Raw genomic sequence first — 20922 nt, forward strand, 5'->3', positions numbered from 1 at the left:
CCTGGCTGGCCGGGTACCCAAGATATCGGCCGGCCAGAAGCGCCATCCGGGCGGCATGCTGCATGCGTCGCCGCCGCATCAACCGGTGTTTCTCATGCCGGCGGCGATGGCATTGATCGAGCGCAGGACCGGATCGAGCCAGATCCGGTCACCGCCCTCGCGATAACGCGTGAGCGCCGCGATCTGGATGTGGTTGAGCGGGTCCAGATAGGGCCGGCGCCGATCGAGTGACGTACGCAGCACCGGATCGTCGTCCAGCAGGCTGGACTCGCCGGTAATACCGAGAATACCGGCAACCGCGCGCTCGTATTCGGCGTGAATGGCTTCGAAGATATGCCCCTGCCCCGTCGCCAACTGGGCATATTCCGAGGCGATCGTCATATCCGCCTTGGCCAGCGACATCTGGACGTTGTCGATAATGGTGCGGAAATACGGCCATTCCCGATACAACGACTGCAACGTCGGGGTATCGACGCCGCCTTCGGTGAGTGCGGTACCCAGACCCAGCCAACCCGGCAGCGTATGCCGTGACTGCGCCCAGGCGAACACCCAGGAAATCGCCCGGATCGAAGACTTGTCGAGCTTGGCCTTCGACGGCCGCGAACCGGGCCGGGAACCGATGTTCAGCGCGCCGATCTCGGCGGTGGGCGTGGCCGCCTGGAAATACTCGAAGAACCCCTCGGTGTTCTCGGTCAGGTCGCGATAGAAACGCTCGCCGCGGTCCGAGAGTTTCGCCGCCTTGTCGGAGAAATCGGCATCGGTGGCCCGGGTACCACTGGCCTTGAGGGTACCGGTCACCCCGAGCGTGAGCTCGTGCACCGCGGTTTCCGGGTTGCTGTACTTGGCGAAGATCATCTCGCCCTGTTCGGTGAACTTGATCTTCGAGCGGACGGTGCCCGGCGGCTGCGACAGGATCGCCTGATGGGTCGGCCCGCCACCGCGCCCGACGGTGCCGCCGCGACCATGGAACAGCACGCAGTCCACGCCGTGGCGCTCGCACAGGGCCACGGCTTCCTGCTGGGCGCGATACAACTGCCAGCGCGAAGTCATGATGCCGCCGTCCTTGCAGGAATCGGAGTAGCCGAGCATGACCTCCTGGCGCAGCATGCCGTCGTCTGCGCCGGCTTCGACGAAGGCCCGGTAGTGGCTGTTTTCCAGCAGCTTGTCCAGCACCGGCTCGATGTGCTCCAGATCGGCGACGGTTTCGAACAACGGCGCGATCGCCAGTGGCGGCGCGATCTCACCGCCCGGCTCGTACACGCCGGTCACCCGCATCAGCCAGACCAGCGCCAGCACATCCGAAGCACTATGCGTCATCGAAATCACATAGCTGCCAAAAGCGGCGTTGCCGAGGGTACGCGTGAACTCGCGCACCACAGCCAGGCTTTCCAGCGTGTCTTCGACATCCGAGGAAATATCGAGTCGGCCGAGCGCCGGCGTATCGTCGCGGGCCAGTTCACGGTCGAGAATCTCGACCCGGCCCGCCTCGTCCAGCGACGCGTAGTTCGCCTCGATCTTCAACGCCGCCATCAACTCCTGCACGCATTGCGTGTGCCGGGTCGATTCCTCGCGCAAGTCCAGACGCGCAAGATGAAAACCGAACGTCTCGACCAGGCGCTGCCAATCCTTGATGCGATCGTGGGCGATCGCCTCGTCGCCGTGGCCGATCAGCGATTCACGCATGATGCGGATATCGTCGACCAGATCGGCTGCCGAGGCATAAGCCAGCGGCGGCCGCTCGCTGCGTTCGGCGCGCAGGCGCAGCTCGGTCTGGATCTGGTCGATCATTGCCGAGATCCGGCGGCGCATGAGATAGAGCTTGCGGCGATACGGCTCCGCGGCGTAGCGTTCGGGGCGCGTCCCGGTGTGCGCGGCGAGGCGTTGCTCGTCGTCCTCCAGCCCGGCCAGGAACGCGTCGCTCGGGCGACACCAGCGCGCCGAAAATGACAGCCGGCTCGACAGTTCATCGATACGACGCAGATATTCCGACAGGATCTCGCGCGACTGCAGACGCAGCGCATAGCGTGTCTCGCGGGCGGTAACGTAGGGGTTACCGTCTCGGTCGCCGCCGATCCAGGAACCGAACGTCAGCACGGCCGGCGCATCGACGCGCTCGCCGTAGTTGTTCTCGATCGCCTTTTCCAGGTTGCGATAGATCTGCGGCACGCTCGAAAACAGCGACGCCCGGAAGTAGTACAGGCCGTTGCGGATTTCATCCTCGACCGTGGGCCGCGAGCCGCGCAGTTCCTCGGTCTTCCAGAGCACCTGGATGTTCTGGCGGATGTGCTCCTCGATTTCGGCGCGCTCGAGCTCGTCGGGATTGCCGAAGGTCAGTTGCTGGAACCACTCGAAGATGCGCCGCAGCGCATCCAGCACCGCGCGCGGCTTGGCCTCGGTCGGATGGGCGGTAAACACCGGGATGAACGACAGATTCGACAGCTGCGCCATCGCGTCGTCCAGCGTCACGCCGTGGGCGGCCATGTCGGCCAGGGTGCGATTGAACGAGCCGAGCCAGCGCGGATCGCCGTCCGCGGCCAGGCGCCGGCGGGTGCGATGCGCGTGCAGTTCCTCCAGCAGGTTCGCCAGATTGAAGTAGATCGCGAATGCGCGCGTGACCTCGGTCATGGTCTCGGCTGGCAGCGAATCGATCGTCGACATCAGCCGGGCCCGCTGTTCGGCGTCCTCGGTCTCGCGCAGCGCGATGAATCCCCGGCGCAGCGTCTCGACCGTGTCGAAGACCTCGGAACGGGCCTGCGACTGGAGCACGTCGCCCAGCAGCGAACCGGCCCGGCGGACCTGGGCCCGCAGTTCGCGATCGGCCTCGGCGAGATCGGCGTCGCCCGCGGCGGGATGCTTTTCGTTGATCGATGGATTCATGCGTCTGCCTGGCCTGTCTTCGTTTTGCTTGTCACCGAAGCATATCAGCGTTGGCGAGGCTTGCCCGCAGGACACCCGGCGCCGGACACTGATGTAGCATGAATGCGCCGGACGCCACCGGCGATGACCGACTCACGGCCCGAACCCGATGCCCGCCATGCCCGAGCCCATGAATTTCTGCCCGAACTGCGGCGCCCCGACGGTCTTCCGTATACCCGAGGGCGACGACCGCAAGCGCAACATCTGTACCGCGACCGGGGAGATTTTCTACGACAACCCGCGCAACGTGGTGGGCACCATCGTCGAACGCGACGGGCGCATCCTGATGTGCCGGCGGGCGATCGAGCCGCGGCTGCATTTCTGGACGCTGCCGGCCGGCTTTCTCGAACTCGGCGAAACCAGCGCCGGCGGCGCCGCGCGCGAAACCCTCGAGGAAGCCGGCGTTCAGGTCGGTCAGCCGCGCCTGTTCAATCTGATCGATGTCACGCATATCGGTCAGATCCACATATTCTTCATCGCGGATATGATCGGCGACGACTACGCACCGGGCCGGGAAAGCGCCGAGGTGCGCTTTCTCGCCGAGGACGAGATCGATTGGCCGCAGCTGGCATTCCCGACCATCCATCGCACGCTCCAGCGATACTTCGCGGATCGCAGGGCCGGCGAGTTCGGCATCCACGTCGAATCGCTGGGGACCGCGGACTGGCGCGCGATGGCGCTGGACCGGGAACCGCGCGATTAGGGTCCGTTACAATGCGGGCCGATAAAAACGGCCGCCGACGCGCCGGATTGCGGCCCAAAATGATTCTCGCGGCGCGGGCAACTGGTAAACTGCGCGCCTTCCCGCTCTTTCCGACAGCTACAAGCGACGAGGCTGACCATGACCTTCGTTGTCACCGAAAACTGCATCAAGTGCAAATACACCGACTGCGTGGAAGTCTGCCCGGTCGATTGTTTCCATGAAGGCCCGAATTTCCTGGCCATCGACCCCGAGGAGTGCATCGACTGCACGCTTTGCGAGCCGGAGTGCCCGGTCGAGGCGATTGTCTCCGAGGACGATCTACCCGAGGACCAGGCTGACTTCCTGCAACTCAACGCCGAGCTCGCGGCCGAATGGCCGGTGATCACCGAGGTCAAGAAACCACCGGAAGACGCCGACGAATGGGCCGACAAGCCGAACAAGCGAGAATTGCTCGAGCGTTGAGCCGCCCGAACCGGCGCACTCAGTTCGGTGTCGCCCGCATGTCTGCGTAGGCGATCGCACATAGATCGGCGGCTTGGATGCCGAGCTCGGCCATCAGCCGCTCGGCCTCGCGCCGGCCATCGGCGGGTTGTTCCTGCGCTGCCAGCACGACTTCGAGCTCCACGAAATCGCCGAGCCCTTCGACCTGGTCGAGATGAATGCGCGTGCGCCCGGCCCGGTAGAGGTGCCGTGTCTTGATCACGCGCGCCCAGGAGCCGAGCGCGTGTGTGAGCGTGGCCCGCAGCCCGTCGGGATCGTCGGTATCCGTACGGGTGTATGAAGATAGGCTCGGCCCGGCGCTATCCGGACGCTCGTAGGCGATCAACTCCGCCTGCCCATTGCCGAAATCGCGCAGCTTGAGCCGACCGGTGGCGCAGTTAAAGAAGCTGTCGTCCTGATCCAGCTCGACCGCTGGCGCGCCCGCGAGCGCCTCGATGCGTTGCCGCAAGACGGCGCGGTCGCGGCATACGGCCTTGATCTCGATGTTTTTCGCCATATTCGTCGTCAGCCACGTGGATGATGATCGGCGTGCAGCGCCTTGAGCCGCGCCCGCGCGACGTGGGTATAGATCTGCGTGGTCGACAGATCGGCGTGGCCGAGCAGCATCTGCACCGCGCGCAGGTCCGCGCCGTGGTTGAGCAGATGGGTAGCGAAGGCATGGCGCAGGCCGTGCGGCGAGACCGGCGCCGTGATGCCGGCGGCGCCCGCATGCGCGCGGATGCGATGCCAGACGTTCTGTCGTGTCATGCCGCCGCCACGCGCGGTCACGAACAGCGCATCGGAGACAGCCGCGCCCAGAAGCGCCGCGCGCGCACGCGCCAGATAACGCTCGATCCAGTCCACCGCGGCGCCGCCCAGCGGCACGAGGCGCTCGCGCCCGCCCTTGCCGGTGACACGGATCACGCCCTGGCGCGTGTTGACCTGGGCGCGCGTGGCCGAGACCAATTCGGATACGCGCAGGCCGGCCGCGTACATCAACTCCAGCATGGCCCGGTCGCGCAGGCCCAGATCGGTATCGGTGTCGGGCGCACGGATCAGGGCCTCGACATCGCGCTCGGTGAGCGTCTTCGGCAGGCGCCGGCCCTGGACCGGCATGTCGATCAACGCGGTCGGGTCGCGCTGGATCGCCCCGGCCCGCAGCTGGTAGCGATAGAACTGGCGCAGGCTGGACAACAGACGCGCCGCGCTGCGCGGACTCGAATCCGGCGTATTGCGCGCGGCGAGATAGGCCCGGATATCGTTCGCGCCAGCGGCCAGCAGTCCGCCGCGGCCCGCCTGCCATTGACCGAAGTGGGCGAGATCGTTGCGATAGGCCGCGAGCGTGGCCTCGGCCAGGCCGCGTTCGGCCCACAGGCCGTCGATAAAACGTTCGATGATATCGGCGGTTGTCGCGTCCACGGCGTCGATGGCAGCCATGGCGCGAGCGTATAATCCGGCGATTGATTTAGCCAGCCCCGTTGCCCGATGGACGATACCGTACGCGCACCGAGTCCTCGCCAGCGCTACGAAACCGATCTCCAGGACCCCGAATTCGTTCGCGATCCCGCCCAGGAGAAAGTCGTTGATGCGCTGCAGTCGATCTACGAACGACTGCGGGAAAACCCGACCGTCAGCCGTGGCCTGTTCGGCCGCAAGAAGGAACGCCCGCAGGTCGACGGCCTTTATCTGTGGGGCGGCGTCGGCCGCGGCAAGACTTATCTCATGGACTGTTTCTTCGATGCCCTGCCGTTCGAGGAAAAAACACGCCTGCACTTCCATCGCTTCATGCAGAAGGTGCACGAAGCGCGCAAACGCTACGCCCACCAGAGCGATCCGCTGAAGAAGATCGCCGCCGACTGGGCGGCGGATCGCGTGCTGTGCTTCGACGAGTTCTTCGTCTCCGATATCGCCGACGCCATGATCCTGTCGCGGCTGACCGAGGAGCTGTTCGCCCGCAACGTCACCCTGGTGGCCACCTCCAACGTCGCCCCCGACGATCTCTACAAGGGTGGACTCAAGCGCGACCGCTTCCTGCCGGCCATCGAACGGCTCAAGGACAACTGCCGGATCATGCATCTGGCCGACGGCACCGATTTCCGGCTCGATCATATCGAGGAATCGGCGACCTACCAGATCCCACCCGGCGACGAGGCCGACGCGGTGCTGGCGCATTACTTCGAACGCCTGGCCACCGGCCCGGTGCGCGAGGGCGGCAACGTCAAGATTCTGGGGCGCAAGCTGGCGACACGGCGCCGCGCCGATGCCATCGCCTGGTTCGACTTCGACACCCTCTGCCGCACCCCGCGTTCGGCCAACGACTACATCGAACTGGCCCGCGAGTTCAGCGTGATCATGATCTCCGGCGTACCCGTATTCGGCGATGCCGACGACAACGCGGCGCGCCGCTTCATCAACGCCATCGACGAATTCTACGACCGGCGCGTGAATGTCTTCGTCACCGCCGAGGCCGGCCCCGATGCGCTCTACGCCGGCTCGGAACTCACCTTCGAATTCGAACGCACCGCCAGCCGGCTACACGAAATGAGCACCGCCGAATACATCGGCGCCGCCCATCGCAGTTAGTCGCGTTAGCCGATACGGCGCGCAACGGCGAGCACGACCGTCATCCCGGCCACGGTGACGGCGTGCTGATTGCTCAGCTGCAGGTCCAGTGTGACCGTCCCCGGGCCGCCGTTTTCGGGCAGCCTGCGCTCGATGACGGTGACCGCTGCCGACAGCCGATCGTCGGGATAGACCGGCGCCCGCCAGCGCAGATCGCGGATCTCCTGGCAGCCGCGACACGCCAGCGGCCAGTCCGGGTTGGCCGTGACCAGCGCCAGCATCAGCGCGCCGGTATGCCAGCCCGAGGCCGACAGGCGCTTGAAGTAGGTCCGGCTCGCGGCCTCGTCGCTCAGATGAAAGGGTTGCGGGTCATAAGCCCGCGCGAACGCGATCATGTCGTCGCGGCTCGCGCCGGTCGGGCCGAGCGTGAAGCTGCGGCCGGCCTCGAGATCGTCGAAGCCGATCATGACGGGGCGCCGCGACGGGCGACCAGTGCATTCGTCCACATGCGCGCGACGGGCACACCATGCGGGTTCTCGACGGCCATGAATTGCATGATCAGACCCATCTCCGGCCGGCTGTTGAGCACCCGCGCGGACAACAACTCGGTGGACAGCGAAAGTACGTCGCCCGCATAGGCCGGGTTCGGCCAGTCGATCCGATCCACGCCGGGCGAGCCGAGTGAGGCCATCCCCACGAGTGAATGATCCACCAGCAGCCGCATGCCGATACAGCACAGCAGGTAGCCCGGGGCCGCCTCAGCATTCGCGCCCACCACGGCTGGCGGGGTGAATCGCGTCGTGAACTGGGCGATCTCTTCGCCCGTCAACGTATAGCGGCCGTAGCGATGTGTCTCGCCCACGGCCAGATCTTCCCAGTAGCGCATCGATCCCTCACAACGGATGCCACCGCGCCGAGCATGCCACGAACGCATCCACATGCGCCGAAAGATGCGTAGACGTCCGGCCGCGGCCCGCGCCACGCTGGGTGCAATCGCTTTGTTCGTACCAGGAGCCCCGCCCGTGTTGTCGACCATGATGGACCGCCCGCTGCTACTGGACGATCTACTGGAACGCGCCGCGACCGAATTCGGCGATGTCGAGATCGTCAGCCAGCGCCCCGACAAGACGCGGCACCGTTACACCTATGCCGACATGGTGGCCCGCGCCAAGCGCCTGGCCGCGGCGCTGGTGCAGGCCGAGATCGAAGCCGGCGATCGGGTGGCCACGCTATCGTGGAATCATTACTCGCACCTCGAGGCCTATTTCGGCATCCCGGCCATGGGCGGCGTCTGCCACATGGTCAATATCCGGCTCGCGCCCGACGACATCGCCTGGATCATCAACCACGCCGGGGACCGTGTGCTCATCGTCGACGATGTGCTGCTGCCGCTGTACCGCAAGTTCGCCGACGCCATCGACGTCGAACAAGTGATCGTGGTGCCGCTGACCGGCGATCCGGTGCCGGACGCACTGGTCGACTACGAAACTTTCCTCGCCCAGGCCCCGACCGACTTCGTCTATCCCGAGAAAAGCGAGTACGACGCCTGCGGCATGTGCTACACCTCCGGCACCACGGGGCGGCCCAAGGGCGTGACCTATTCCCACCGCTCGACCGTGCTGCACGCGCTGACCGGTGCGCTGCCAGACAATCTCGATCTGTCGTACAACGACAGCGTTCTGCCGGTAGTGCCGATGTTTCATGTCAACGCCTGGGGGCTGCCCTACATCGCGACCATGGTGGGCGCGAAACAGGTCTTCCCCGGGCCGCATCTGGATGCCGAGAGCCTGCTCGATCTGTACGTCGCCGAGGACGTGAATGTCTCGGCGGGCGTACCAACCATCTGGATGACGATCCTCGACGCGCTGGACGCCGAGCCCGAGCGCTGGCCGCTGCGCGCGGATCTGGAGATGATCGTCGGCGGCTCGGCCGCGCCCGAATCCATGCTGCGCCGCTTCGACGGCCATGGCCTGACCGTGATCCAGGCCTGGGGCATGACCGAAACCTCGCCGCTCGGCACGACCGGCCGGCTCAAACCGGCGATCCGGGCCATGGACGAAGACACGCAGTACGCCAAGCGCGCCACGGTCGGCACCACGGTCCCGCTGATCAATATCCGGATTGTGGATGCCGACGGCCATATCGCCCCGCGCGACGGCGAATCGATGGGCGAGCTGCAGATCCGCGGCCCCTGGATCGCGGGCGGCTACTACCGGCTCGACAACAGCGAGGAGAAATTCACCGCCGACGGCTGGCTGCGGACCGGCGATATCGCCACCATCGACGCCCACGGCTATATCGACATCACCGATCGCACCAAGGATGTGATCAAGTCCGGCGGCGAGTGGATTTCATCGGTGCATCTGGAAAACGAAATCATGGGCCACCCGGATGTCGCCGAGGCAGCCGTGATCGCCCGTGCCGACGAACGCTGGGGCGAGCGACCGCTGGCCGCCGTCGTGCCGCGGCAAGGCACGGAGATCACGCCCGAGACGCTGCGGGACTTTCTGCTCGAGCGTATGCCGAAATGGATGGTGCCGGAGGATTTCGTGATCGTGGATGCCATCCCGCGCACGGCCACCGGCAAGTTCAGCAAACGCGACCTGCGCGCTCAGCTCGGTCACGACAAGCCGGGCTGACACACCGGGGCCGGACCACCCCGGCCGGGTGTATTCACTTGCCGGACAGGCATGCGCGCTCAATCTAGAGGCCGTATTGCATTGCTTGCCGCTGCGCAACTGATAAACAGGAAATTCGCCGGGCGCGCGACCGTGTCGATTGGGCTACGCTGGGCGCGCAGGGTGCATCCAGGGCCGCCCGGCGACTATTCATTTCCACGAAGAGTGATGTCTTGCCGCGTCTGACCACGGTTCTCGTCTCGCTGCTGATCGCGGCGCTGCTCTACTTCACGCTTATCGCCGGGATCGACGGCCAGCGCACGTGGGCGGCCATGCATCGGCTGGACTGGGTCGGCTGGATTAGCATCCTGTGCCTGTCGTTGTGCAATTACGGTCTGCGCTTCGCCCGCTGGCACGGCTATCTGCGCTGGCTCGGCCACGCACTGCCGATCGGCCGCCATCTGCTGATCTATATCTCGGGCTTCGCGCTCACGACCACGCCCGGCAAGGCCGGTGAGGGCGTGCGGGCCGTGTATCTGGCACGCCGGCGGGTACCCTATGCGCATACCGTCGCCGCCATGTTCGCCGAACGGCTACTCGATCTGTTGTCGATTCTGCTGCTGTCGCTGTTGGCGATCGTGTCGTTCACCGGCTATGTCTACTGGGTGCTCGCACCGCTGGCGGCGATCGCCATCGTGCTCTGGACCATGCATCGCCGGTCCCTGCTCAGGGCCGCCCAACAGCGCGTCGCCGAGCCGCAGACATTCGTGGGTCATGTTCTGCATGTATTCGTGCAAGCCTGGGAGCGCGCCTTCGTGCTGCTGTCGTGGAAACCGCTGCTCGGCGGCCTGGCACTCGGCTGCATGGCCTGGACAGCCGAAGGAGTCTCGGTATACCTGATCGCCGGCAAGCTCGGCCTGGCGGTCGCCCTGACGCTGGCGATCGGTATTTATGCCACCAGCATGCTGATCGGCGCGCTGTCGTTCATTCCGGGCGGGCTCGGCAGCACCGAAGCGGCCATGGCGCTGTTGCTGAAACTCTCGGGATTGACAGCCGGTATCGCGCTCAGCGTGACCCTGATCGCGCGCATCGCCACCCTATGGTTCGCGGTGGTTCTGGGGCTGCTCTGCCTGGCGCTGCTCGAGCTCGATCACCGCCGTCACCCCGGTCCCGCCGGAGAGGAAGAAATCTCATGAGCCAGGCCCGCGAAGCCGCTCTGGTCGTCGATCTCGACGGCACGCTGGTCCACACCGATCTGTTGATCGAATCGGCATTCGTGCTGGTCCGCGAGCGCCCGCACAAGCTGATCTGCCTGCCCGGGTGGCTCAGGCGCGGCAAGGCCGCGGTCAAGGATGAGATCGCCGCCCGCGCGGCCCTCGATGTCGCCCACCTGCCCTACAACCGTGAGCTGTTGGATTTCCTCACCGCCGAAAAACAGCGCGGACGGCGCATCGTGCTGGCCACCGCCGCCAATCAGCGTTATGCCCATCAGGTCGCCGCCCATCTTGAGCTGTTCGACGACGTACTCGCCAGCGATGCCCATACCAATCTCTCGGGCGAGCACAAGCTGGCGGCAATCCGCGAATTGCTGGGCGACGTACCGTTCGATTACGCCGCCGACCACGACGACGATCGCGCGATCTGGGCGGCCGCGCGCGAGACGATTCTGGTCGGCGCCAAGCCGTCCACCGACCGCTGGGCCACGAGCGAGACCCACGTCAGCCGGCGCATCGAACGCGAGCCGAGCGGGGTGCGTACCTGGATCAAGGCGATGCGCCTGTACCAGTGGTCGAAGAACATGCTGATCTTCGTGCCGTTGCTCGCCAGCCATGAGCTGCTTGACGGCAAGACGCTGCTTGCCGCCGTGCTCGCCTTCATTGCCTACGGCGCCCTGGCCTCCAGCGTTTATCTGCTCAATGACCTGGTCGACCTGAGCGACGATCGCCGGCACCCGAACAAACGGCACCGCCCGTTCGCCAGCGGCACGCTGCCGGTCGCCCACGGCGTGATGGCGATTCCCGTGCTGTTGTTGATCGCGGCCCTGATCGCGGCATTCCTGCCGCCGGTCTTCGGTGCCGTGCTGGCGCTGTATTACCTGATGACCCTGGCCTATTCCATGGGCCTGAAACGCATGGCCCTGGTCGACGTGCTGACGCTGGCGGCGCTGTACACACTGCGGGTGATCGCCGGCGGCGCAGCCACGGGCATTCCGCTGTCGTTCTGGCTGCTGGCGCTGTCGATGTCGTTGTTCCTGAGTCTGGCCATGGCCAAGCGCTGCGCCGAGCTGATCCTGGTCGAGGCCGGCCAGACCAGCGGCGGCGGGCGCGGCTATGCGGCCTCCGACATCGACGCCCTGCGCAGCCTGGGCACCGCCGCCGGCTATGCCAGCGTCGTGGTGCTGGCGTTGTATATCAACAGCCCGGATATCACCAGCCACTACCGGCACCCGATATTGATCTGGCTGTTGTGCCCGGTGGTGCTTTACTGGATCAGCCGGATCTGGCTCAAGACCCTGCGCCGGGAAATGACCGACGACCCGATCGTGTTCGCCGCCCGTGATACCGGCAGTCGCATCTGCATCGTGCTGGGTGCGGCCATCGCGATCGCCGCCGCGCTATGAGCCGGGCGGGGTCGCATCCATCCTGGGGGCGTATCCCGGCCAGTACGCCGGCGCGCGTCGTGCGGCCGGTGGCCGGTCGTTCGCCGCTGCCGGCAGCCGACGACCGTCCGCTGCTGGCCTATGGCAACGGCCGCAGCTACGGCGACGTGGTGATCAACAACAACGGCACGCTGATCGATACGCGAAGCCTGGATCATTTCATCGCCTTCGATGCCGAAACCGGGGTGCTGGAATGCGAGCCGGGCGTGCTGCTGGCTGACATCCTGCGCCTGGCCCTGCCGCAGGGCTGGTTCGTACCGGTCACGCCCGGCACCCAGTACGTCACCGTCGCCGGCGCCATCGCCAACGACGTGCACGGCAAGAACCATCATGTGGCCGGCACCTTCGGCCGGCATGTGCTGGATTTCGACCTCACCGCCAGTGACGGCACCACCCGCACCTGCAGCCGAAGCAACAACACCGACCGGTTCGCGGCAACCATCGGCGGACTGGGCCTGACCGGGCTGATCACCCGCGTGCGTCTGCGGCTCAGGCGCGTCGGCGGCGCCTTCATGGACGTCGACACCCATCGCTTCGACAACCTGCGCGCTTTCTTCGAGCTCTCCGCGGCATCGGCAGACGACTACGAATACACAGTGGCCTGGGTCGATTGCAGCGCCACCGGCACCAAGCTCGGGCGCGGCTGGTTCATGCGCGCCAATCATCGACCGGCCATGGGCCAGCCCAATGCCGCCGCGCCGAAGCCCGGGCCGAACTTCGCGCTGACACCGCCGTTTTCGTTGATGAACCGGGCCACGCTCACGCCGCTGAACACGCTGTATTTCCATCGCAAGCGAAAACGGCGCTTTCGCGCCGCACAGCACTACCAGCCTTATTTCTACCCGCTGGACGGCATCCGCAACTGGAACCGGGCCTACGGGCCGGCCGGTTTCTATCAATATCAGTGCGTGGTACCGCCGGGCGATGCCGAGGCCTCGATCAGCGAACTGCTGGCGCGCATCGGCGCCTCCGGTCAGGGCTCATTTCTCTCAGTGCTCAAGGTCTTCGGCGACGTACCCTCGCCCGGGATGCTGTCGTTCCCGCGGCCCGGCGCCACGCTGGCGCTGGATTTTCCCAACCGGGGCGAATCGACGCGCCGTCTGCTGGAGTCGCTCGACGATGTCGTCATGGCAGCCGGCGGCGCGGTCTATCCGGCCAAGGATGCACGCATGTCGGCCACGGCCTTCCAGCACTACTTCCCTCGCTGGCGCGAGTTCGCCGGCTATGTCGATCCGCGGTTTTCCTCGGATTTCTGGCTTCGTGTGACGGGAGACACCGCATGAACCGTATTCTCATCGTGGGCGCGACATCGGCGATCGCCGAAGCCGCCGCCCGCCGCTTCGCCGAACGCGGCGATGCCCTGTTCCTGGTCGCCCGCAACCGCGACAAGCTCGATCCGGTCGCACGCGATCTGTCGGTGCGCGGCGCCGCGCGCGCCACCGCCCACGCCATGGACGCCGACGACCTGGACGCGCACGGTGCCATGCTGGATGCCGCGATCGCTGATCTCGGCGGGCTGGACACTGTCTTCGTCGCCTACGGCACCCTGCCCGACCAGGCTGCCTGCGCAGCCGATCCGGCGGCCGCGGTCGCCGCCTGGCATACCAACGCCGTAAGCGTGGTCGCGCTGGTCACCGATGTCGCCAATCGGCTCGAACAACAAGGCTCGGGCCTGATCGCGGTGATTTCGTCGGTCGCCGGCGATCGCGGGCGCGCCAGCAATTATGTTTACGGCAGCGCCAAGGCCGGCGTGAACGCCTTCCTCGACGGCCTGCGCCATCGGCTGCATGGCCGCGGCGTGGATGTGCTCACGATCCGGCCCGGCCTGGTCGACACCCCGATGACCGCAGACCTCGAGAAAGGCCCGCTGTTCGCCAGCGCCGACAAGGTCGGCGGCGATATCGTCAAGGCCATCGACCGCCGGCGCGCGGTGGTCTATACACCGGGTTTCTGGCGTTTGATCATGACGATCATCAAGGCCGTGCCGCGCGCCGTCTTTCATCGCACGCAGCTATGAACACGCGCCACGGTCCACGCGGGGCCACGGCCGACCGCTGGGCCGTGGGCGGGCTGGTCGCGCTGTATCCGGTCTCACGCATCGCGGCTTATCTCGCCGGCGTGCGCTTCGATCTGTCGCCGTTGGCGACCTCCTGGCAGATTCTCGACCCGGTGCTGCTGCGCCACGACCTGCTGACCAGCCTGCTCTACATGCCGGGGCAGCCGTCGTTATACAACCTGTTGCTCGGCGTGGTGCTCAAGCTGTCGGCCGCGCTGGGCGGCGGCGATTTCCTCACCGCCGCGCTGTTCCGTGTGATCTTCGCGCTCATGGCATTCAGCTCGGTGCTACTGCTGTATGCGCTGTTGCGGCGTGTCGGCATACGCCCGGTGGGTGCGGCGGTGGTCGCCGGCCTGTTCATGTGCTCGCCGGCACTGATGCTCTACGAGAGCCTGCCCTACTACACCGTCATCGTGCTGTTGCTGTTGGTGGCCATCGTCTGGCTTTTCGATACCTGCCGGCGCAATTTCCGCCCCCGATACGCGTTCGCGCTGTTCAGTGCCATGGCGGTGCTGATCTACACCCGCTCGCTGTTCCAGATCGAATGGTTCGCGGTGCTGGTCTTCTACGCCGTGCTGGTGTTGCCCGGCCATCGCCGGGCAGTGCTGGTCGCCGCCACCCTGCCGTTCGTACTCATCCTGGCGCTCTATGCCAAGAACGTGGCAGTGATCGGCGAGTTCTCGACCTCGGACTGGATGGGCATGAGCCTGGCCAAGCTGACCACGCTGGACCTGGACCACAGCGAACGCGAACGGCTCGTAGCCCGCGGCCGCATGACGCCGCTGGCGCTCGACGACAAGGCCTTCGATATTCCGCAAGCCTACGAAGGCACCGTGGTCAAGCGACCGCATACCGGGATCGCGGTGCTCGACCACCGGCTCAAAACGACCGGGCACGTGAATTTCAATTATCTGCCGTACGCCCGCATATCGAGCATGGCGCGCCACGACGCGCTGGTCGCGATCCGCACCCATCCCGGCGTCTACCTGCACTCGATCGGCGTGGCCTGGCTGATGTTCTGGCGTCCGGCCAGCGACTATCCGTTCCTCAACGCCAATCGCGCCGCCATCCAGCCCTGGGCGTGGCTGTATGGCAAGGTGCTCGGCGGCCAGCCCGTCTATCCGGACCATCCCCGGTTCGAACTCAAACCGGCGACCATCGGCGTCTTCATCGCCATTGTCTACATCGCGGCCGTGCTGTTCGGCCTGGGCGTGCTGCTCCGCTGCGCCTGGCGGCGCCGGGTGTCGAATCTGGACGCCACGCTGATTTTCATCTGGCTCAACGTCATGTATGTCAGCGTCATCGGCAACATGTTCGAAATCGACGAAAACCAACGCTTTCGCTTTGCCATCAATCCGCTGATCATACTGCTGGCCATGGCAGGCACGCAGCGTGCACTGGCCTGGCTGCGTCACCCGTAAACTGGATTTTTCATCCACAGATTTCACAGACTGCGCAGATTTTTAAAAGCGCACGCCAGTACAGGTGTTTTCGGCGACAATAGCCGTTTCCGTGCCGCTACTTGCGCATATATTTTCCGCGGATCGACGCGGATCGACGCAGATCGACGCACATCATAAGACCGATCTGTCAGTGATCGAGTACAGAGCCAAACGGACACCCGGCGCTCACCGGGCCATCTCTTTCAATCTGTGCAATCGGCGTAATCTGTGGATACGCCTGTCTTCCGGAGCGCCCCCCCGGAACTGCACTTTCTATCCGCAGATTACACAGATTTCGCAGATTCTTGAGGGTGGACTCAAGGGCGGCTTTTTATCGGTAGCGATAGCTGCGTTCCGTGCCAGAGTCAGGGCATGTTTTCCGCAGATCAACGTGGATCGGAAGACAGATCTATCAGTGATCGAGTGCTGAGCGAAACGGGCACTCACAGCTCGCCAAGCCGTGTCTTTCAATCTGTGCAATCTGCGTAATCTGTGGATAGATCTGTCTTCCGGATCGACTCTAGCGAGCGCCCCGGGACTATGTTTAATTTGCCGCGCGGACGCCGCTAGGCGGCGCCGCCAAGGCTGGACGGTCCCGGCTGGCCGAGCCGCGCGAGATCGCGCACGGCGACGGTGAGATGCTCCTGCGCCGGCTGTTCGATCGCCTGCAGTTCGGCCAGACGTGCGCTGACGAAGGCCATGGTGTGTTCTCGCGCCGCACACCACTCGGCCAGCGGATCGTCGCCCTCCGTCGCCAGCACTTGGTCGACCAGACGCTGGTGGATCAGGTAGCTGTCGCTGCGCAGGCTGGTCCGGGCCAGATCCTGCCAGCGGCCGTTTGCGGGCAACTGGTGGATCGCTTCCTGCAACCATGGCACGCTGAGGGCGTCGCCCAGGCGGTAGTAGATATCCGCGACTTCGGCCACCGCCCGCGCGCGGCGCTCGGCCAGCGAGACGATATCCATGATGCCGCCGCCGACATCGGCCGACGCAATGCGACGGGCCAGTTCGTCATCCACGCCGATCGCCTGCCAGTCCGCCAGCGTGCTTTCCCAGCGCTGGGCGTAGCTGCCGACGAGCCGGTCCGCGAGCCCCGCCAGCAAATGCCGTGCGCCGGATTGATAACGGGTGATCAGATCGGAGATGTTGTAGCCGGTGTCGGTACTCGTGATCCACCAGTTCATCGCATGCTTGAGCAGGCCGATGACGATACGGTGCGCCCGGTACTGTTCGGCTGCCGGAATGACGTTGTCCAGCGCCTCGATGGCGTTGAACAGCGTTTCCCCCTCAAGCCAGCCCTCGGCCAGCACGTAACCGCGGACCGCAGCCTCCATGCGCGCACCAAAGCCCGCCGGCAGACGGTGCGCGGTGGCGATGCCGAGCCGGTCGACCATCTGGTTCGTGACCAGGGTGGCGATCAACTCGCGCTTTAGGCGATGCTCGGTGACCGCTTCCGGGAAGCGTTCGACCAGCCGCGGCGGGAAGCCGTCGGTCAACCAGCTTTCCATCCAGGGGTCGTCGGCGAGCCCGCCCGCGATCGCGGCCGCCGACAGCGTGAGCTTGTTGTAGGAAATAAGCACCGACAGCTCGGGACGGGTCAGGCCAGCGCGTTCGCGCCGCCGGGCCTCGATGGTCTCGTCGTCGGGCAGGCCTTCCAGGCGTCGATCCAGCCGGCCATCGCGCTCCAGCGCGCGCATGAAGCTGATCTGCTCGTCGAAGCGCGCGACGCTCTCGGTTTCCATCAGACTGATCTGCTGGGTCTGCAGATAATTGGTCCGCAGCACGAGATCGATCACCGAAGGTGTCATTTCCGCCAGCAGCGCGTTGCGCGCCTCGCGGTCGATGCGGCCGGCCGCTTCCACCGTGCCCAGCGCGATCTTGATGTTGACCTCCATGTCGGAGGAGTCCACGCCGCCGGAATTGTCGATGGCATCGGTGTTCAGCTTGCCGCCGTTCAGGGCATATTCGATGCGTCCGGCCTGGGTCAGACCCAGATTGCCGCCCTCGCCGACCACGCGAGCCCGCAGTTCGCGACCGTCGACACGCAGCGTGTCGTTGGCACGATCCCCGACCTCGGTATGCGACTGGGTACTGGCCTTGACGTAGGTGCCGATGCCGCCGTTCCAGAGCAGGTCGACCGGCGCCTTGAGAATGGCGTTGATCAGATCGTCCGGCGACATTCGCCGCGGTTCGATGGCGAGTGCAACGCGGGCCTCATCGGACAGCTCAATAGTCTTCGCCGAGCGGTCGTACACGCCGCCGCCGCGCGAGATCAGGCGTTCGTCGTAATCGCGCCAGCCCGACGCCGGACCGGCGAACAGGCGCTTGCGCTCGGCATAGGCCGCCGCGATGTCCGGGTCCGGGTCGATGAAGATATGCAGATGATTGAAGGCAGCGATCAGGCGGGTCTGTCCGGAGGCCAGCATGCCGTTGCCGAATACATCGCCGCCCATGTCGCCGATCGCCACCACCGAGAACGGCTCACTCTGGATATCGCGCCCCATTTCGCGGAAATGGCGCTTGACGCCTTCCCAGGCGCCACGAGCGGTAATCCCCATGACCTTGTGGTCGTAGCCGGCGGAGCCGCCGGAGGCGAAGGCATCGTCGAGCCAGAAACCGTACTCCGCGGACAGCGAATTCGCGATGTCGGAGAACGTGGCCGTGCCCTTGTCGGCTGCCACCACCAGATACGGATCGTCGCCGTCTTGCGCGATCACGCGTTCCGGCTTCACCACGCCGTCGCCGACGCGATTGTCGGTGATGTCGAGCAGACCGCGGATGAATATCTTGTAGGCGGAGATGCCGCGGGCCTGGCGCGCCTCGCGCGATTCGTCCGCGACCCCGTACTTGGCCACGAACCCGCCCTTGGCCCCGACCGGCACGATCACCGCGTTCTTGACCATCTGTGCCTTCATCAGCCCGAGCACTTCGGTGCGGAAGTCCTCGCGCCGGTCCGACCAGCGCAGTCCGCCGCGCGCCACCGGGCCCCCGCGCAAATGGACCCCCTCGACGCTCGGGGCGTAAACGAACGTCTCCACCCAGGGCCGCGGCTGCGGCAGTTCCACCAGCTCGCTGGGATCGAGCTTGATCGAAACATGCGCCTTGGGCGCACCGGCTGCGTCGCGCTGGAAGTAATTCGTGCGCAGCGTGGCGATAACCACGCCGTAGAAGGCCCGCAGCACGCGGTCGGCATCAAGGCTGGCGATTTCATCCAGTTCGGCCTCGATAGTGGCCCGGGCCTCGTCCTCGCCGCTGATCACACGGCTTCGGTCCGGATCGAAGCGGGCTTCGAAAAGATCGATCAAGGCGCGGACCAGGGCCGCATGCTCGGCCAGCCGGTCGCCGATGTAGACCGGCGAAAACGGCAGTTCGGTCTGCAGCAGATAGCGTGTGATGGCGCGGACCAGTACCACCTGGCGCGGCGTGAACCCGGCGTCGATGATCAGGCCGTTGAGCCCGTCGTCCTCGGCGCTGCCGACCATGATCTGATGGAACGCTTCGGCCAGATTGTCGCGGCAAGTCGAATCGGACAGCGCTTCGCCGTGGCCATGCCGGGCCTCGAACTCGTGGATCCATTGCACGCTATGGCCGATGCGCGCCACGCGATACGGGTGCTGGGTGAGCACCGACAGACCGAAGTGCTCGAATACCGGCAGCACGCGGGACAACGGCAGGTCGTCGCCATGCCCGTAAAGCTTGACCGTGAGCAGGTCGCCCTCGGGCGCCATGGCGCGCAGCACCGGCTGGCTGTTGTCGTCCATCGCCGCCAGCACCTGGGCATCCGCCACCGCGGTGGCGGCATCGAAGCGCTCGCGATAAGCCGCGTCGAAGGCATGTGCATAGGCCGGCAACGACACCCCCGCCTGGCGCGCCGCCGCGGCGACCCGATCGGGCCAACCACGCGTGACCGCGATCAACGCCTGTTCCAGCGCGCGCACATCGACCGGCTCGGTCGCCTCCCCGGTGGCGATCTGGTAATGCAGGCGCACCACGGCCCCGCGCAGGAACTCGGCATCGACATCCTGGCATTCACCGTTGAGATGGCGCTCCAGCTCGGACCGGATCTGACTGCGCAGCGCCACGGTGTAGCGTTCCCGCGGGACATACACGATCGCGGCAAAGAAACGCCGATAGCGATCGCGGCGCAGGAACAGGCGCAGCGGTTCGGTCTCGCGCATGTTGAGCACGCCCATGACCGTGTCATAGAGCTCGTTCTCGCCGGTCTGGAACAGCTCATCGCGCGGGAAGGTTTCCAGAATGTAGCGCAGGTTCTTGGCGGCATGCGAGCGCGGTCGCAGCGCGGCGCGCGCCATGACGTGCGAAATCTTGTGTCGCAGCACCGGAATATCGCGCGGGCTGGCGCGGTAGGCATCGCCCGAGAACATGCCCAGAAAACGATGCGCCCCGATCACGTTGCCGGTCGCATCCAGACGTTTGATGGCCACCACGTCCATCGTCTCGGCATGATGAATCCAGGAATGCTGGTTGGCCTTGGTGATCACCAGCAGCCGCGACGACTGAGTGTACTCGTCGAGCACGTCGGCCGGTGCGACATAGCCCTCGGGATCGATACCCGGGCGATCCTCACGCAGCAGGCCGAGACCGGTGTCGGGCACGTCGACCATGATATCGGCCCCGTTCTCGTCGGTCTCGATCGCGCGGCAGCGATAACCCAGCAGCGTGAAGTGATCGTCCGCAAGCCACGACACGAAGGCCTGGGTCTCGGTGCGCTCATCGCGATCCACGCCGCTGGCGGCCCGGTCGAGTTCGCTGACCACCGCCTGCAGGCGACGCCGCATGGGCTGCCAGTCCGCTACTACGCAGGCCAGATCCGACAGGCTCGACTCGACGCGCTCGGACAGCGCGTCGCCGTCCAGCCCGGCGGGCGCCGCGAACTCGATGCGAATCAGCGATTCCTCGTTGCCCGCCGGCTCGTCGGTGCCAGCGGCGCCGACATCCACCAGTTCGCCGGCCTCATCGCGCTCGACGCGCACCACCGGATGCATCATCCAGTCGATCTCGGCACCCGTACCGCGCACGGCCAGGCTGACCGTGTCGACCAGAAAGGCCATGTCGGCGGCCACCGTGAGCAGCGCCAGATCACAATCGCCGTGGGCATCGTCGATGGCCTCGAGCGCCACGCGATACTCGCCACGCTTGCGTGGCTGACACAGCAGCGCGAAGTGATGCCGCAACGCATCGTAGAGATGCGCGACCGAGCGCACCCGCAGCGCGTCCGCTGGCACCCCCGCCAGACAGGTCTCGACGAAGGCGATCATCAGTTCGGGGCGCTCGAGCGTCGAGTCCTCGCCTACACAGGCACGAACTTCGGCGATCACAGCGGCGGTCTGGCTATTCATTGAGGGTCGGCATCACGGATCGTGGGGAGGACGTTACGCCCGCCATACCCGGCTCGACAAGCCATGCACCGACAGGCGTCGACAACGCGGCACGGGGACCGCGCCGGCATGCGATTCTCCGGGTCC

The 20922-nt window shown here is 65.8% G+C and carries 15 protein-coding genes; 9 read left to right on the forward strand and 6 right to left on the reverse strand.

Translation table 11 applies throughout. From position 1 onward, the window contains the following. Nucleotides 1-78: 78 nt before the first annotated feature. Entirely contained in the window at nucleotides 79-2877 is a 2799-nt protein-coding gene (ppc, locus tag SALB1_RS17585; RefSeq protein WP_109995032.1) for a phosphoenolpyruvate carboxylase, read from the reverse strand. Between the two features lie 169 nt (nucleotides 2878-3046). Here ppc and SALB1_RS17590 point away from each other — a divergent pair, with 169 nt between their 5' ends. Next, the gene (locus SALB1_RS17590) at nucleotides 3047-3619 is read left to right on the forward strand and encodes an NUDIX domain-containing protein (protein WP_109995519.1); all 573 of its coding nucleotides are present in this window, start codon (nucleotides 3047-3049) and stop codon (nucleotides 3617-3619) included. A 138-nt stretch (nucleotides 3620-3757) separates the two neighbouring features. Continuing rightward, nucleotides 3758-4081 (forward strand): ferredoxin FdxA, encoded by a 324-nt coding sequence (fdxA, locus tag SALB1_RS17595; RefSeq protein WP_037337034.1) that lies wholly within the window; start codon nucleotides 3758-3760, stop codon nucleotides 4079-4081. 19 nt (nucleotides 4082-4100) lie between these two features. Here fdxA and SALB1_RS17600 read toward each other — a convergent pair whose 3' ends face one another. Together SALB1_RS17600 and xerD are read right to left on the reverse strand one after the other, a co-directional pair. Next, nucleotides 4101-4616, reverse strand: coding sequence for a class IV adenylate cyclase (locus SALB1_RS17600; protein WP_109995033.1), 516 nt, complete (start codon nucleotides 4614-4616; stop codon nucleotides 4101-4103). An 8-nt stretch (nucleotides 4617-4624) separates the two neighbouring features. Beyond that, on the reverse strand, nucleotides 4625-5536 hold the full coding sequence (gene xerD, locus SALB1_RS17605; RefSeq protein WP_109995034.1) for a site-specific tyrosine recombinase XerD: 912 nt from the start codon (nucleotides 5534-5536) through the stop codon (nucleotides 4625-4627). Between the two features lie 48 nt (nucleotides 5537-5584). On the opposite strand from xerD, the gene zapE reads away from it, so the two are divergent. Beyond that, on the forward strand, nucleotides 5585-6682 hold the full coding sequence (gene zapE, locus SALB1_RS17610; protein WP_109995035.1) for a cell division protein ZapE: 1098 nt from the start codon (nucleotides 5585-5587) through the stop codon (nucleotides 6680-6682). Between the two features lie 5 nt (nucleotides 6683-6687). Here the strand turns inward: zapE and SALB1_RS17615 are convergent, their stop codons facing one another. Together SALB1_RS17615 and SALB1_RS17620 are read right to left on the reverse strand one after the other, a co-directional pair. Continuing rightward, nucleotides 6688-7128, reverse strand: coding sequence for a MaoC/PaaZ C-terminal domain-containing protein (locus tag SALB1_RS17615; protein WP_109995036.1), 441 nt, complete (start codon nucleotides 7126-7128; stop codon nucleotides 6688-6690). Beyond that, nucleotides 7125-7547, reverse strand: a complete 423-nt coding sequence (locus SALB1_RS17620) for a dehydratase (protein ID WP_145961377.1) — start codon at nucleotides 7545-7547, stop codon at nucleotides 7125-7127. The genes SALB1_RS17615 and SALB1_RS17620 overlap by 4 nt, the downstream gene beginning before the upstream one ends. A 136-nt stretch (nucleotides 7548-7683) precedes the next feature. Here SALB1_RS17620 and SALB1_RS17625 point away from each other — a divergent pair, with 136 nt between their 5' ends. From SALB1_RS17625 to SALB1_RS17650, 6 genes are all read left to right on the forward strand, one after another. Then, entirely contained in the window at nucleotides 7684-9300 is a 1617-nt protein-coding gene (locus SALB1_RS17625) for a long-chain fatty acid--CoA ligase (protein WP_179950687.1), read from the forward strand. A 212-nt stretch (nucleotides 9301-9512) separates the two neighbouring features. Next, entirely contained in the window at nucleotides 9513-10475 is a 963-nt protein-coding gene (locus tag SALB1_RS17630) for a lysylphosphatidylglycerol synthase transmembrane domain-containing protein (protein ID WP_158590813.1), read from the forward strand. Then, on the forward strand, nucleotides 10472-11899 hold the full coding sequence (locus tag SALB1_RS17635) for a UbiA family prenyltransferase (RefSeq protein WP_109995040.1): 1428 nt from the start codon (nucleotides 10472-10474) through the stop codon (nucleotides 11897-11899). The genes SALB1_RS17630 and SALB1_RS17635 overlap by 4 nt, the downstream gene beginning before the upstream one ends. Further along, nucleotides 11896-13221: an FAD-binding oxidoreductase gene (locus SALB1_RS17640; RefSeq protein WP_109995041.1), complete on the forward strand. Its 1326-nt coding sequence runs from the start codon at nucleotides 11896-11898 to the stop codon at nucleotides 13219-13221. The genes SALB1_RS17635 and SALB1_RS17640 overlap by 4 nt, the downstream gene beginning before the upstream one ends. Beyond that, nucleotides 13218-13955, forward strand: a complete 738-nt coding sequence (locus SALB1_RS17645; protein ID WP_109995042.1) for an SDR family oxidoreductase — start codon at nucleotides 13218-13220, stop codon at nucleotides 13953-13955. The genes SALB1_RS17640 and SALB1_RS17645 overlap by 4 nt, the downstream gene beginning before the upstream one ends. Then, complete coding sequence (locus SALB1_RS17650) at nucleotides 13952-15415, forward strand: hypothetical protein (RefSeq protein ID WP_109995043.1); 1464 nt, start codon at nucleotides 13952-13954, stop codon at nucleotides 15413-15415. Before SALB1_RS17645 ends, SALB1_RS17650 begins: the two co-directional genes overlap by 4 nt. A gap of 587 nt (nucleotides 15416-16002) precedes the next feature. On the opposite strand, the gene SALB1_RS17655 is transcribed toward SALB1_RS17650, so the two are convergent. Further along, nucleotides 16003-20796: an NAD-glutamate dehydrogenase gene (locus SALB1_RS17655; protein WP_109995044.1), complete on the reverse strand. Its 4794-nt coding sequence runs from the start codon at nucleotides 20794-20796 to the stop codon at nucleotides 16003-16005. Nucleotides 20797-20922 lie beyond the last annotated feature (126 nt).

It is taken from the genome of Salinisphaera sp. LB1 (assembly GCF_003177035.1).
In the GTDB taxonomy this organism is placed as follows: domain Bacteria; phylum Pseudomonadota; class Gammaproteobacteria; order Nevskiales; family Salinisphaeraceae; genus Salinisphaera.